This window comes from Streptomyces sp. NPDC101160 (assembly GCF_044768205.1).
Taxonomy (GTDB): Bacteria; Actinomycetota; Actinomycetes; order Streptomycetales; family Streptomycetaceae; genus Streptomyces.
Genome location: NZ_JBIWPJ010000010.1, coordinates 176,450 through 189,681, shown reverse-complemented (window position 1 = coordinate 189,681; position 13,232 = coordinate 176,450). Strand labels below are relative to the sequence as shown.

Here is a 13,232-nt window from a genome sequence, read left to right as displayed (position 1 = left end):
CCCCCTGGAACGAGATGTACGACTCCGTAAGGTTGAAACCAGGACATCACGCCCGCCCGCGCCCACACCGAGCCCGAACGGACCCCCCGCCGTGTTCGAAGTCCCCGCTCCCCCCGCCACCGCCTGGCGCCTCGCCCTCCCCCACACCACCGCCGCCGTGCCGCTCGCCCGCGCTCTCGTCCGCTCCGCCCTCACCGAGATCGAGGGCCCGGAGCAGGCCGCGGTCGACGGCTACACGGCCGAGCTGCTCACCGCCGAACTGGTCGCCAACGCCGTCAAGCACACCCCGGGCGACGGCCCGATCGAGCTGGTCGTGGAGCTGATGCCGACGCCCGGCGGCTGCCAGATCGAGGTCCACGACAGCCACCCCGCCGCCCCCGGCGACCTGGGCAGCCCCGATCCGGCCGCTCCGGTCGACCCCTGGCAGGAGCACGGCCGCGGCCTGCTCCTGACCGCGCGCTGAGCAGCGACTGCGGTCACCGCCCCACCGCGCACGGCAAGGCGGTCTGGTTCACGCTCCCGGCCGTACCGCGCCGGCGGCGGCCTCAGGAACCGTGACCGCGACGTCCCGCGGAGCCGGGACGGAAGCGGCCTCCGAAGCCGGAACCGGGACGGCCTCGGCAGCCGCCGATTCCGCGCCGAACCGCGAGTGGCGGCGCCCGTACCCCGCGTAGACGAGCGCGCCGATCACCAGGAAGGCCGCGAACTCCAGCCAGGTCGTCCAACCCGTCCCCCAGATCAGGTACAGGCAGAAGCCGACACCGAGCAGCGGGCTGAGCGGATAGAGCGGGACGCGGAAGGAGCGCGGCAGCTCCGGGTCGCGGCGGCGCAGCGCGATCACCGCGATGTTGACGACGGCCATGACCGCGAGCGTGCCGATGGTGGTGAGGTCGACGACGGCGCCGAGCGAGGCGAAGGCCGCCGGGACGGCGAAGACCGCGGCCACGATCCAGGTGTTGGCGACGGGCGTGGCGCTGCGCGGCGAGACCTTCTCGAAGACCCGGGGCACGAGGCCGTCGCGGGACATCGACAGCAGGATCCGCGTCTGCCCGTACATCACGGCGAGCACGACGGACGCGATGGCGACGACCGCGCCGAAGGCGATGATCCCGCCGCCGACCGTCGAGTGGGTGACCTGGTCGACGACGAGCGAGAGCGCGGCCGGCTTGTCGCCGACGGCGCCCGCGCCGAGCGCCCCGATCGCGGAGAGCGCGACGGCGCCGTAGAGCAGGGTGACCACGCCGATGCAGATGAGGATCGCGAGCGGGATGGTGCGCCGCGGGTTCTTCACCTCCTCGCCGGCGGTGGTGATGGCGTCGAAGCCGATGTACGAGAAGAAGGCGACGGACGCGCCGGCGGTGATCCCGGCCGTGCCGTGGGTCGCGAACGGGGAGAGGTGGCCGGCCCGGAAGGCGCTGAAGCCGATCGCGCAGAAGACGATCAGGATCGCGATCTTGAGCACCGCCATCGCGGCGGTCGCCCGGGCGCTCTCCCGCACGCCGCGGACGAGGAGCACGGCGGCGAGCGCGATGACGATCACGGCCGGCAGGTTGACCACGCCGCCGTCGGCCGGCCCGGCGGAGAGCGCGGCGGGCAGGTGCCAGCCGATCAGGCTGTCGAGCAGCTCGTTCAGGTACTGGCTCCAGCCGACCGCGACGGCCGAGACGGAGACGCCGTACTCCAGGAGCAGGCACCAGCCGACGAGGAAGGCGACCCGCTCGCCGAGGCTCGCGTAGGCGAAGGAGTACGAGGAGCCGGACACCGGGATCGCGCTGCCCAGCTCCGCGAAGGAGAAGGCGGTGAAGACGCAGGTGAGCGCGGCGAGCACGAAGGAGACCACCACGGCAGGCCCGGCCTCGGCGACGCTGTCGGAGAGCCCGACGAAGATGCCGGTGCCGACGATGGCGCCGATGCCGAAGCACACCAGCTGGAACAGCCCCATGGTGCGCTTGAGGCCATGGCCTTCGAGGTCGGCACCGGACTCGGCGAGCAGCCGCTGCGGGGATTTGATCCGGCGGGAGTCGATCCGCGAGGACATGGAGTGGTTCTCATCTCTGGTCGTGCAGGCTCATGCGGGGTGTGCATGCGAGAGGGGGGCCCGGGCTTTTTCACCCGGACCCCCCTGAATACGGCGATGGTAAGCCTCGCCGCGCATATTCACCCAATCGGCGGCATTCCCATGCCCTGTGCCATGCGCCTCATGCCCTGTGCCTCATGTCCTACGCCCCGTAACGGGCGAACTCCCACGGGTCGTGCGCCGAGAACACCTCCACCTCGTCACCGTGGTCACGGAGCAGTTCGCGCAGCCGGGCCTGGGTGCCGAGCCGCAGGTCGCGGTGGACTTCGGAGCGGGTCTGCACGACATCCATCAGCGGATGCGGCTCCTTCGCGTCCGCCATCTCGCGGTGGTAGTAGTACGCGTCGCCGCAGTGCAGCAACCATCGCCCGGCCGCCTCGTCGCGCACGGCGACCCCGGCGTGGCCGGCGGTGTGGCCGCCGAGCGGGACGAGCCGGATCCCGGACGGCAGCCCCTCCAGACGTACGGAGTCGAAGCCGAACCAGTCGTCGGCGGGGTCGGCCAGGTCGGCGCGGCCGGGCTCGTACGTGACCCAGTCGGGCTCGTGCGCCCAGTGCGCCGGGCGGTAGCGGTAGCTCGGGGCCTCGGCGCGCGCGGCCGCGAGTTCGGGGGCGAGCAGGTGCACCTTGGCGCCGGGGAAGTCGGGCAGCCCGCCGCAGTGGTCCACGTCGAGGTGGGTCACCACGATGTGCCGCACGTCGGAGGGCGCGTACCCGAGCCGGGCGACCTGGCGGACGGCCGTCTCCTCCTCGTCGAGCGCGGGCGCCGCCATCGCGACCCAGTCGGCGCCCAGGGTGCCCTCGGGATCGCGGACGTCGCCGAGGCCGAGGCCGGTCTCGACCAGGACGAGCCCGGCGGACTCGGTCTCCACGAGGAGACAGTGGTTGACGGCGGGGGCGGGGGCCGGGCCGTCGTAGGTGGGGTCGATGGTGCGGACCGAGCCGCAGTTGAGGTGATGAACCTTCGTGACGCTCATGTCGTTCATGACGGGTAGGCTGCGACTTGAACCGCGCTTCAAGTCAAGCGACGTGGACGGGGGATCGACCGTGGACGAAGGACTGCTGGACATCGCCGAGGTCGCGGAGCGCAGTGGCCTCGCGCCTTCGGCGCTGCGCTTCTACGAGAAGAAGGGCCTGATCACCCCGGCCGGCCGCAACGGTCTGCGCCGCACCTACCACCCGGACGTCCTGGAGCGCCTCGCCCTGATCACCTGCGCGCGCGGCGCGGGCTTCTCGGTCGCCGAGGTGAGCCGCTTTGTGGTGGCGCGGCCGTCCGACGCGGACCTGCGGGTCCGGATGACCACCAAGGCCGACGACCTCGACGAGCAGATCGGCCGGCTCTCCCGGCTCCGCGACAGCCTGCGCCACGCGGCGGTCTGCGACCACGAACCGATCGTCGACTGCCCCGACTTCAAGCGGGCGGTCGGCAACGTGCCACAGGTGGCCGCGCCCCAGGCGACCACGCCACGGACAACGGCACCCCAGGCGACCGCACCCCCGGCCGCCGCACCTCGGGCGACCACGCCCCAGGCGGCCGAACCCCAGGCTGCCGGACGTCAGACGGCAGGACGTCAGGCCGCGGGACGTCAGACAACAGGACGTCAGCGGTAGAAGGTCCGGCCTGCGGCGCCGGAGGACACCGACCACACCTCGGTTATGAGCCCGCCGGCGATCCGAAGGGTGTCGGTCCCGCTCCTGGCGACGGTCCCGCCGTCCTCGCCGGTGAAGCTCGCCAGATACGGCCGGGCCACCAGGCCGGTCGGTGCACCGTCCACCAGGGTGAGGTCCACCACGGCCTCGCCCTCGGCCGCGAACCGCAGGTCGGTGCGGCTGCGGCGCCACGCCCCGATGATCTCGGCGAGCCCGGCCGGAGTGCGGACGGCGTCGAACGCCTCCGTGTTCGCCTGCGCGTAGCGGAGGGTGAAGTCCGGAGCCATGATCTTCTCGGCGAGCTCCAGCTCACCGTTCCACAAGGCCGTCCACTGCGCGTAGATGCCGGCACCGAGGCGTCGCAGGTCGTCGCCGCTCATCAAGTCCCCCTGTTCGTAGCGGTTGCTGACACTCACGAACGTAACAGGGGGGTCTGACAACGGACCGTCCGACGACCAGGCGCCGGAAGGTCAGGCGTCCGCCAACCAGGCGCCGGAAGGTCAGGCGTCCGACGCCCGGGCGAGCGTGGCGACCATGACCGCCTTGATGGTGTGCATCCGGTTCTCCGCCTCGTCGAAGACGACCGAGTGCGCCGACTCGAAGACCTCGTCGGAGACCTCCAGTTCGGTCAGCCCGTGCCGGGCGTGGAGGTCGCGGCCGACGGCGGTGCCCAGGTCGTGGAAGGCGGGCAGGCAGTGCAGGAACTTGACGTCCGGGTTGCCGGTGGCCCGGATGACGTCCATGGTCACGGAGTACGGCGCGAGGGCGGCGATCCGCGCGTCCCAGACCTCCTTGGGCTCGCCCATCGACACCCACACGTCCGTGGCCACGAAGTCGACGCCGCGCACACCCTCGGCGACGTCCTCGGTGAGCGTGATCACCGCCCCGCTCGCCTCGGCGAGCCGCCGCGCCTCGGCGACGACCGAGTCGGCCGGCCAGTACGCCTCGGGGGCCACGATCCGGACGTCCATGCCGAGCAGGGCGCCGGTGATCAGGTAGGAGTTGCCCATGTTGAAGCGCGCGTCGCCGAGGTAGGCGAAGGCGAGCTCGTCGAGCGGCTTGGCGCAGTGCTCGGTCATCGTGAGCACGTCGGCGAGCATCTGGGTCGGGTGCCAGTCGTCGGTGAGCCCGTTGTAGACCGGCACCCCGGCGTGGGCGGCCAGCTCCTCGACGACGACCTGGCCCTCGCCCCGGTACTCGATCGCGTCGAACATCCGGCCCAGCACCCGGGCGGTGTCCTTGACCGACTCCTTGTGCCCGATCTGCGAGCTGACCGGGTCGAGGTAGGTGGTGGAGGCGCCCTGGTCGGCGGCGGCGACCTCGAAGGCGCAGCGGGTGCGGGTGGAGGTCTTCTCGAAGATCAGCGCGATGTTCCGGCCCCGCAGCCGCTGCACCTCGGCGCCCGCCTTCTTGGCCGCCTTGAGCTCGGCGGCGAGCGCGATCAGGCCGCGGAACTCCTCGGCGGTGAAGTCCAGCTCCTTGAGGAAGTGGCGGCCGATGAGGTCGGTGGCCATGGCGTGCTCCTGGATACGGTCGGGGACGTCGAGGGACGAGGACCTTGGAAGTGTATACGTAATTCAGCATTCTTATACAGCCCGCCCTCGCCCCCGACCCGCAGGCCTCACGCGGCGCCCGCCCGGAGCGCGCCCCGCCCGCCGGCGCCCCGGCCCCTACACGGCGTCCCGCTCCACCGGGCAGCTCATGCAGCGCGGACCGCCCCGGCCCCGGCCCAGCTCGCTGCCGGGGATCTCGATCACCTCGATGCCCTGCTTGCGCAGATGCGTGTTGGTGGTGACGTTCCGCTCGTACGCGACGACGACGCCGGGCTCGACGGCGAGCACGTTGCACCCGTCGTCCCACTGCTCCCGCTCCGCCGCGTGGACGTCCTGGGTGGCGGTGAGCACCCGGATGTCCTGGAGGCCGAGGGCGGCGGCGATCGCGCTGTGCATCTGCTCGGGCGGATGGTCGGTGACCCGCAGGGACTGCCCCTCGTCGCCCGGCTCGATCGTGTACGAGCGGAGCATGCCGAGGCCCGCGTACTGGGTGAAGGTGTCCCCGTCCACCATCGTCATCACCGTGTCCAGGTGCATGAACGCGCGCCGCTTCGGCATGTCCAGGGCGATGATGGTGCGGGCCGACCCGGCCGCGAACATGCGGCGCGCCAGCATCTCCACGGCCTGCGGGGTGGTGCGCTCGCTCATGCCGATGAGGACGGCGCCGTTGCCGATGACCAGGACGTCACCGCCCTCGATCGTCGACGGGTAGTCGGCCTGCCCCTCCGACCAGTGGTGGAAGCTGCCCGCCTCGGCGCCGGTGAACAGCGGGTGGTGCTTGTAGATCGCCTCGAAGTGGACGGTCTCGCGCTGCCGGGCCGGCCAGCGCATCGCGTTGATCGACACGCCGTCGTAGATCCAGGCGGAGGTGTCCCGGGTGAAGATGTGGTTCGGCAACGGGCCGAGCACGAAGTCGTCCAGGTCCAGGGCGTGGAAGCGCACCGAGGTAGGTTCCCGGTGCGCCGCCAGGTACTCCCGCTTGGTCATGCCGCCGACGAGCGCCTCCACCAGGGTCACGGAGTCCATCGAGTCGAACACCGCCCGCAGATGGTCCGCCGCGAGCGGCCCGTACTCCTTCTCGTCGAAGACCCGGTCGAGCACCAGCTTGCGCGCCGCCGGCAGCTCCAAGGTCTCCGCCAGGAGATCGCCGAAGAGGTGCACCTCCACTCCCCGGTCCCGCAGCACGTCCGCGAAGCCGTCGTGCTCCTGGCGCGCCCGGCGCACCCACAGCACGTCGTCGAAGAGCAACGCGTCCTTGTTGCTCGGGGTGAGCCGCTTCAGCTCCAGATCGGGCCGGTGCAGTATGACGCGGCGCAGCCGCCCGGTCTCGGAATCGACATGGAATCCCATGCGCCCCATCCTGACCGAGCGGAGCGCCCCGCGCGTAGTACTCCGCGTGTCACGCGGGCGACGAGGTGGGGTCGCGGCGGAACCGGAACCCCGCCTCGTCGTCTCGTGACTCGCCTCATGACCCGCCTCACGGCTCGCCCTGCGGCTCGTCCTGCGGCTGGCCGTGTGGCTCGCCTCCTGGCTCGCGCTGCGGGCGTCAGAGCCGCGGGTCCACCGGCTCCGACTCCAGGGCGAGGACCGCGAACACGGCCTCGTGGATCCGCCACAGCGGCTCACCTGCCGCGAGCCGGTCGAGCGCCTCCAGGCCGAGCGCGTACTCGCGCAGCGCCAGCGAGCGCTTGTGGCCCAGGAACCGCTGGCGCAGCCGCTCCAGGTTGTCCGGACGGGTGTACTCCGGGCCGTAGATGATCCGCAGGTACTCGCGTCCGCGGACCTTGATGCCCGGCTGCACCGGCCGCCCGTCCTTGCCCAGGGCCGCGGCCGCGAGCGGCTTGACGACCATGCCCTCGCCGCCGGCCGCGGTCAGTTCGAGCCACCAGTCGACGCCGGCACGTACGGACGCCTCGTCGGCCGGGTCGACGACGAGCCGCCGTGTCACCTGGAGCAGGCCGGTCGGATCGTGCTCGACCAGCCGGTCGAGCCAGGCCAGCTGCTCGTCGTGCGGTACGGCGGCCAGCGAGCGGCCGCGCGCGGCGAGCACCTGGAACGGCGCGAACCGCACGCCCTCCAGACCGTCCGTCGGCCAGCAGTAGCGCCGGTACGCGTCGGTGAACGCGGCCGCGTCCGCCGCCCGTTCCCGCTGCCGGCCGAGCAGCTCGTCGAGCCCCGCGACCCCACGCGCCGCGGCCTGTTCGAGCGCCCCGAGCGCGCCGGGGAAGACCGCCCGGGAGGCCGCGCCGACGGCCGCGTACTGGGAGCGCAGCAGCCCGGCGGACTTCAGCGACCACGGCATCAGCTCGCCGTCGAGCAGCAGCCAGTCAGTATCGAGTTCTTCCCAGAGCCCGGCCGCGCCGATCGCCGCCCGCAGCCGCCCGAGGACCTGCTCGGTGACGGCCGCGTCGTCGAAGAACGGGCGTCCGGTACGGGTGTGCAGCGCGCCGGTTGGACCGTCGACCCCGAAATACTCGCGCGCCGCCGCGGCGTCCCGGCAAACGAGCGCGACGGCCCGGGAGCCCATGTGCTTCTCCTCGCACACGACCTTCCCGACCTCGTCCGCCGCGTACTGCCTGAACGCCTCCGCCGGGTGTTCAAGGTAGCCTTCGACCCTCGACGTGCCGGTGGGCGCCATGGTCGGCGGGAGGTAGGCGAGCAGCCGCGGGTCGACCGCGAACCGGCTCATCACCTCGAGGGCCGCGGCCGCGTTCTCCTCGCGGACCGCGACGTTGCCCAGCAGCCGGGTCTCGACGATCCGCCGCCCGTGCACGTCGGCCAGGTCGAGCGGCCGCCCCTGGTGTCCGCCGGGCGCCTGGGCCGCGAGCGGCTTGGCCGGCTCGTACCAGACCCGCTCGGCGGGTACGTCGACGAGCTCGCGCTCCGGCCAGCGCAGCGCGGTCATCTTCCCGCCGAACACCGCGCCGGTGTCGAGGCAGATGGTGTTGTTGATCCAGGACGTGGTCGGCACGGGCGTGTGCCCGTAGACGACGGTCGCCCGGCCCCGGTACTCCTCCGCCCACGGGTAGCGCACCGGCAGGCCGAACTCGTCGGTCTCGCCGGTGGTGTCCCCGTACAGCGCGTGCGAACGCACCCGCCCGGAGGTGCGGCCGTGGTACTTCTCCGGCAGACCGGCGTGGCAGACCACCAGCCGGCCCTCGTCGAGGACGTAGTGGCTGACCAGGCCGTCGATGAACTCCGCGACCTGCGCCCGGAACTCCTCCGGCTCGCGCTCCAGCTGCTCGATCGTCTCGGCGAGGCCGTGGGTCTGCTGCACCTTGCGGCCGCGCAGCCAGCGGCCCAGCTTGTTCTCGTGGTTTCCGGGCACGCACAGCGCGTCCCCCGCGGCCACCATGCCCATGACGCGGCGCAGCACGCCCGGGCTGTCCGGCCCGCGGTCGACCAGGTCGCCTACGAAGACCGCGGTGCGGCCCTCCGGGTGGTGTCCGTCGACGTAGCCGAGCCTGGCGAGCAGCGTCTCCAGCTCGGAGCGGCAGCCGTGGATGTCGCCGATGATGTCGAACGGCCCGGTGAGGTGACGCAGGTCGTTGAACCGCTTCTCCAGGACGACCTCGGCCGACTCCACCTCCGCCGCGCTGCGCAGCACGTGCACCTTGCGGAAGCCCTCGCGTTCGAGTCCCTTGAGCGAGCGGCGCAGTTCACGGCGGTGCCGCTGGATCACGTGCCGGGGCAGGTGCGCCCGGTCGGGGCGGGCGGCGTTGCGTTCCGCGCACACCTCCTCGGGCAGGTCGAGGACGATCGCGATCGGCAGCACGTCGTGCTCGCGGGCGAGCTGGACGAGCTGGCGGCGCGCCTCGCGCTGCACGTTGGTGGCGTCGACGACGGTCAGCCGGCCGGCGGCGAGCCGCTTGCCCGCGATGTAGTGGAGGACGTCGAAGGCGTCCTTGCTGGCGCTCTGGTCGTTCTCGTCGTCGGCGACCAGGCCGCGGCAGAAGTCGGACGAGACGATCTCGGTCGGCTTGAAGTGCCGCCGGGCGAAGGTCGACTTGCCGGAACCTGTGGCGCCGACGAGGACCACGAGGGAGAGATCGGTGACGGGCAGCGTGCGCCCGGTCTTCTGGGCGGCGTCGTCGGTCATGCCGCGTCCTCCTTCGTGGTGTCGGTCTCGGTGTTCTCCGTGCGGGTGAAGACGGCCAGCTGGGTGGGCGGGCCGACCTCGGGGTCGTCCGGGCCGACGGGGGCGAACCCGACCTCGTAGCCGTGGCGGTCGGCGACGCCCCCGGCCCAGGTGCGGAACTCCTCGCGGGTCCATTCGAAGCGGTGGTCGCCGTGCCGGACGTGACCGGCCGGCAGCAACTCCCAGCGCACGTTGTACTCGACGTTCGGCGTCGTCACGACGACCGTGCGCGGCCGGGCAGAGCCGAACACCGCGTACTCGAGCGCGGGCAGCCGCGGCAGGTCGAGGTGCTCGATGACCTCGCTGAGCACGGCCGCGTCGTAGCCGGTCAGCCGCTTGTCGGTGTACGTGAGCGAGCCCTGGAGCAGCTTCACCCGGCCGGCCTGCCGCTCGCCCATGCGCTCCAGGCGCAGCCGGCGGGCGGCGACGGACAGCGCGCGGGCCGACACGTCCACGCCGACGATCTCGGTGAAGCGCACGTCCTTGAGCAGGGCCTGCACCAACTGCCCCTGGCCGCAGCCGAGGTCGAGCACCCGGGCGGCGTCGGCGGCGCGCAGCGCGCCGAGGATCGCCTCGCGGCGCTGCTCGGCGAGCGGCACCGGCCGCTCCTCGGTGTCGGTCGTCTCGTCGACGGCGTTGTCGACGTCGTCGACGTCCAGGCCGTCGGCCTCGGCGAGCCGGACGAGTTCGAGGCGCTCGGTGGCCTCCCGGGTCAGGGACCAGCGTCGGGACAGGTAGCGGCTGGTGATGAGCTGCCGCTCCGGGTGGTCGGCGAGCCAGCCGTCACCGGCGCGCAGCAGCTTGTCGACCTCGTCCGGCGCGACCCAGTAGTGCTTGGCGTCGTCGAGGACCGGGAGCAGGACGTAGAGCTGGTTGAGCGCGTCGGCGAGCCGCAGCTCGCCCTCCAAGACGAGCCGCACATACCGCGAGTCGCCCCACTCGGGGAACTCCGGGTCGAGCACGACCGGTTCCGCCGTCACGGCCGCCCAGCCGAGCGGGCCGAAGAGCCGGGTCACGAGCCCCGCCCCGCCGCGCGCCGGGAGCGCCGGGATCTCGATCCGCAGCGGCAGCGGCGCGGCGGCCCGCTCGGGCAGCGCCGCACAGCTTCCGTGCAGGGCGCTCTTGAAGACCTTGGCGAGCGCGACGGCGAGCAGCGAGGACGCGGCGTACGGCCGGTCGTTCACGTACTGCGCGAGCGCCGCGTCGGGCGCCCCGCCCCGTCCCTTGCCCCTGCCCTTCCGCACCAGCGCCACGGGGTCCACGTCGAGCATCAGCGCGACCGTGCACCGCTCCGCGCTCGCCTCGGGGTAGACGACGTGCGCGGTGCCGTGCGCGGTACCGAACGCCTGCGCCTTCTCTGGATGCTTGTGCAGGAGAAAGCCCAGGTCGGTGGCGGGTTTCTCGGCCGTGCCGGTGGTGCTGATGGTCAGGAACATGCGTTCAAGAATGACCTTCGCCGGCGCTCGGCCACAACGCATTTCCGCCCCGGCCCGGCGGCCGGCCGGGCCGCTACCCGCGCAGGGTGACGGCCAGTTCGGCGATGGCGTCCGGTCCGACGCGGCAGCAGCCGCCGATGAGCCGGGCGCCGGCGGCGCGCCAGCGGTCGGTCCTGGCCGGGTCGAAGGTGGCCGCACCGCGCCAGCCGCGCGCGCCGGCGTCCCACTGCTCCCCGCTGTTGGGGTAGACGACGACCGGCTTGCCGGTCGCCTCGGCGGCGATCTCCGCGGCGGCCCCGGCGTCGTCCGGGTCGCAGCAGTTGACGCCGACCGCGACGACCTGGTCGTTGCCCGCGGCCAGACCGAAGGCGTCCGCCAGCGGCTGCCCGGCCCGGGTCCGCTCGCCCTCGACGGTGTACGAGAGCCAGACCGGCACTCCGCACCCTTCGACGGCCCGCAGCAGCCCCTCGGCCTCGTCGGCGTCGGGCACCGTCTCCAGGGCCAGGACGTCGGGCCCGGCCTCGGCCAGGACCTCGATCCGGGGCCGGTGGAACCGTTCGAGCTCGTCCACCGACAGCCCGTACCGGCCGCGGTACTCGCTGCCGTCCGCCAGCATCGCTCCGTACGGCCCGACGGAGGCGGCGACCCAGATCTCCCGCTCGACCCGCTCGCTCGCCGCCCTGGCCAGCTCCACGCTGCGCGCGAGCAGCCGCGCGGCCTCCGCCCGGCCGGCGCCGCGCTGGGCGAAGCCCTCGAAGGTGGCCTGATAACTGGAGGTGATCAGGACCTGGGCACCGGCCCGCGCGTAGGCCGCGTGTGCCGCCTCGATCTGCTCGGGCCCGTCGGCGAGCAGCCGCGCGGACCAGAGCGCGTCGGAGAGGTCGCAGCCCTGGGCCTCCAGCTGGTTGGAGAGCCCACCGTCGAGCACGAGCACCCCTTCGGCGAGGGCGGCGGCGAGCGTGTGGTCGGGTTTCATCGGGTCACCCCAGCTGCGTCTGTACCTGTGCGGAGATCAGCTCCAGGTGGTCCAGATCGTCCAGATCGAGAACCTGGAGGTAGATCCGGGTGGAGCCCAGTGCACCGTACCGGCCGATCTTGTCCACGACCTCGGCGGGTGACCCCGCCAGGCCGTTGGCCTTCAGCTCTTCGACGTCCCGCCCGATGGCGGCCGCCCGGCGGGCGACCTCCGCGTCGTCGCGGCCGACGCAGACCACCAGCGCGTTGGAGTACACCAGCGCCCCGGCCGCCCGCCCGGCCTCGGCCGCCGCCTCCCTTACCCGGCCGAACTGCCGCTCGGTCTCGTCGAGCGAGGCGAACGGGATGTTGAACTCGTCGGCGAACCGCGCCGCGAGCCGTGGGGTGCGGCGCGCACCGTGTCCTCCGACGAGCACCGGGATCCTCGCCTGGGCCGGCTTGGGCAGCGCGGGCGAGTCGGTCAGCTGGTAGTACTCGCCCTGGTACGAGAACGTCTTGCCGGTCTCGGTGCCCCACAGCCCGGTGACGATCTCCAGCTGCTCCTCCAGGCGCCCGAACCTCTCCTTCGGGAACGGGATCCCGTACGCCCGGTGCTCCTCCTCGAACCAGCCCGCGCCGAGGCCCAGCTCGACCCGCCCGCCGGACATCTGGTCGACCTGCGCGACCTGGATCGCGAGGACGCCGGGAAACCGGAAGGTGCCGGCGGTCATCAGCGTGCCGAGCCGGATCCGCCGGGTCTCCCGCGCGAGACCGGCCAGCGTGATCCAGGCGTCGGTCGGCCCGGGCAGGCCGTCGGCCGCGCCCATGCTCAGATAGTGGTCCGAGCGGAAGAAGGCGTCGAAGCCCAGGTCCTCCGCGGCCTTGGCGACCGTGAGCAGGGTGTCGTACGACGCGCCTTGCTGGGGTTCCGTGAAGATTCGAAGATCCATACCTCCATCCTGCACCGTCGGGTGCGCGTCAACCGTTTCGTCAGCGGGTGAGCCCCACCGGCCCTGTCGGGTGAATATCCGCCCCTCGGCGGGCGGCCTCTCGCCAGGCCAGTGACCGGGGCCGGGGACCCGTCGTTGGCTCGGGCGGAGCCGGACCGCCCGGCCCGCGTGCCGGCGGCCGCTGCCGGTGCGTCGCTCTCTCTTGTGGGCCTTTTCCTCACCGGAGGGCCCGGGCCGAGGAGGCCGCCATGTCCCAGGAAGCCGCTCCGGAGCGGTCCGTTTCCGAGCAGCCCGCCCAGCCACCGCTCCCCCCGGTGCCCCCACAGCCGGCCGGCGAAGCTCCCAAGGGTCTGCTGCAGCAGATGGAGGAGCTGATGGCGGCGCTGACCGCCGACCTCTCGCAGCTCGACGCCGACCTCCAGTCCTCGGCCGACCGCCCGGAGGGCACGACGAGCGCCTGACGGCCGGGCGCGGG

Annotated in this window: 11 protein-coding genes and 1 pseudogene; 3 read left to right on the top strand and 9 right to left on the bottom strand. The window is 72.7% G+C overall.

The window, feature by feature from the left end; genetic code table 11:
• The first annotated feature begins 91 nt into the window (after positions 1-91).
• Positions 92-558 (top strand): annotated as a pseudogene (locus ACIRSU_RS30700) (ATP-binding protein).
• Here the strand turns inward: ACIRSU_RS30700 and ACIRSU_RS30695 are convergent.
• Together ACIRSU_RS30695 and ACIRSU_RS30690 are read right to left on the bottom strand one after the other, a co-directional pair.
• Entirely contained in the window at positions 512-2,038 is a 1,527-nt protein-coding gene (locus tag ACIRSU_RS30695) for an amino acid permease (protein WP_403798996.1), read from the bottom strand. The pseudogene ACIRSU_RS30700 and the gene ACIRSU_RS30695 overlap by 47 nt on opposite strands.
• A gap of 181 nt (positions 2,039-2,219) precedes the next feature.
• Positions 2,220-3,062: an MBL fold metallo-hydrolase gene (locus ACIRSU_RS30690; protein WP_403798994.1), complete on the bottom strand. Its 843-nt coding sequence runs from the start codon at positions 3,060-3,062 to the stop codon at positions 2,220-2,222.
• A 61-nt stretch (positions 3,063-3,123) separates the two neighbouring features.
• Here ACIRSU_RS30690 and ACIRSU_RS30685 point away from each other — a divergent pair, with 61 nt between their 5' ends.
• Positions 3,124-3,687: a MerR family transcriptional regulator gene (locus ACIRSU_RS30685; RefSeq protein ID WP_403798991.1), complete on the top strand. Its 564-nt coding sequence runs from the start codon at positions 3,124-3,126 to the stop codon at positions 3,685-3,687.
• Here ACIRSU_RS30685 and ACIRSU_RS30680 read toward each other — a convergent pair.
• The 7 genes from ACIRSU_RS30680 to ACIRSU_RS30650 all read right to left on the bottom strand — a co-directional run bounded on the left by ACIRSU_RS30680 (position 3,678) and on the right by ACIRSU_RS30650 (position 12,757).
• Entirely contained in the window at positions 3,678-4,106 is a 429-nt protein-coding gene (locus ACIRSU_RS30680) for a hypothetical protein (RefSeq protein ID WP_403798989.1), read from the bottom strand. The two genes, ACIRSU_RS30685 and ACIRSU_RS30680, sit on opposite strands and share 10 nt — an antisense overlap.
• Positions 4,107-4,226: 120 nt before the next feature.
• Positions 4,227-5,240, bottom strand: a complete 1,014-nt coding sequence (gene argF / locus ACIRSU_RS30675) for an ornithine carbamoyltransferase (RefSeq protein ID WP_403798987.1) — start codon at positions 5,238-5,240, stop codon at positions 4,227-4,229.
• A gap of 156 nt (positions 5,241-5,396) precedes the next feature.
• Positions 5,397-6,629 (bottom strand): arginine deiminase, encoded by a 1,233-nt coding sequence (locus ACIRSU_RS30670; RefSeq protein WP_403798985.1) that lies wholly within the window; start codon positions 6,627-6,629, stop codon positions 5,397-5,399.
• A gap of 196 nt (positions 6,630-6,825) precedes the next feature.
• Positions 6,826-9,378, bottom strand: a complete 2,553-nt coding sequence (locus tag ACIRSU_RS30665) for a polynucleotide kinase-phosphatase (protein ID WP_403798982.1) — start codon at positions 9,376-9,378, stop codon at positions 6,826-6,828.
• A complete protein-coding gene (locus ACIRSU_RS30660) occupies positions 9,375-10,853 on the bottom strand; it encodes a 3' terminal RNA ribose 2'-O-methyltransferase Hen1 (RefSeq protein WP_403798980.1) in 1,479 nt (492 codons plus the stop codon). Before ACIRSU_RS30660 ends, ACIRSU_RS30665 begins: the two co-directional genes overlap by 4 nt.
• 73 nt (positions 10,854-10,926) lie before the next feature.
• Positions 10,927-11,829: a homocysteine S-methyltransferase gene (gene mmuM / locus ACIRSU_RS30655; protein ID WP_403798978.1), complete on the bottom strand. Its 903-nt coding sequence runs from the start codon at positions 11,827-11,829 to the stop codon at positions 10,927-10,929.
• Between the two features lie 4 nt (positions 11,830-11,833).
• Entirely contained in the window at positions 11,834-12,757 is a 924-nt protein-coding gene (locus ACIRSU_RS30650) for an LLM class F420-dependent oxidoreductase (protein WP_403798975.1), read from the bottom strand.
• Positions 12,758-13,005: 248 nt separating this feature from the next.
• Here ACIRSU_RS30650 and ACIRSU_RS30645 point away from each other — a divergent pair, with 248 nt between their 5' ends.
• Positions 13,006-13,218 (top strand): hypothetical protein, encoded by a 213-nt coding sequence (locus ACIRSU_RS30645; RefSeq protein ID WP_403798972.1) that lies wholly within the window; start codon positions 13,006-13,008, stop codon positions 13,216-13,218.
• The last annotated feature ends 14 nt before the right edge of the window (positions 13,219-13,232 follow it).

Excerpts from the sequence above, each read along its gene's own strand:
- ACIRSU_RS30650 (WP_403798975.1), bottom strand. The coding sequence starts at position 12,757 with ATGGATCTTCGAATCTTCACGGAACCCCAGCAAGGCGCGTCGTACGAC.
- ACIRSU_RS30665 (WP_403798982.1), bottom strand. The coding sequence starts at position 9,378 with ATGACCGACGACGCCGCCCAGAAGACCGGGCGCACGCTGCCCGTCACC.
- ACIRSU_RS30680 (WP_403798989.1), bottom strand. The coding sequence starts at position 4,106 with ATGAGCGGCGACGACCTGCGACGCCTCGGTGCCGGCATCTACGCGCAG.
- ACIRSU_RS30695 (WP_403798996.1), bottom strand. The coding sequence starts at position 2,038 with ATGTCCTCGCGGATCGACTCCCGCCGGATCAAATCCCCGCAGCGGCTG.
- argF (WP_403798987.1), bottom strand. The coding sequence starts at position 5,240 with ATGGCCACCGACCTCATCGGCCGCCACTTCCTCAAGGAGCTGGACTTC.
- ACIRSU_RS30645 (WP_403798972.1), top strand. The coding sequence starts at position 13,006 with ATGTCCCAGGAAGCCGCTCCGGAGCGGTCCGTTTCCGAGCAGCCCGCC.
- mmuM (WP_403798978.1), bottom strand. The coding sequence starts at position 11,829 with ATGAAACCCGACCACACGCTCGCCGCCGCCCTCGCCGAAGGGGTGCTC.
- ACIRSU_RS30690 (WP_403798994.1), bottom strand. The coding sequence starts at position 3,062 with ATGAACGACATGAGCGTCACGAAGGTTCATCACCTCAACTGCGGCTCG.
- ACIRSU_RS30670 (WP_403798985.1), bottom strand. The coding sequence starts at position 6,629 with ATGGGATTCCATGTCGATTCCGAGACCGGGCGGCTGCGCCGCGTCATA.
- ACIRSU_RS30660 (WP_403798980.1), bottom strand. The coding sequence starts at position 10,853 with ATGTTCCTGACCATCAGCACCACCGGCACGGCCGAGAAACCCGCCACC.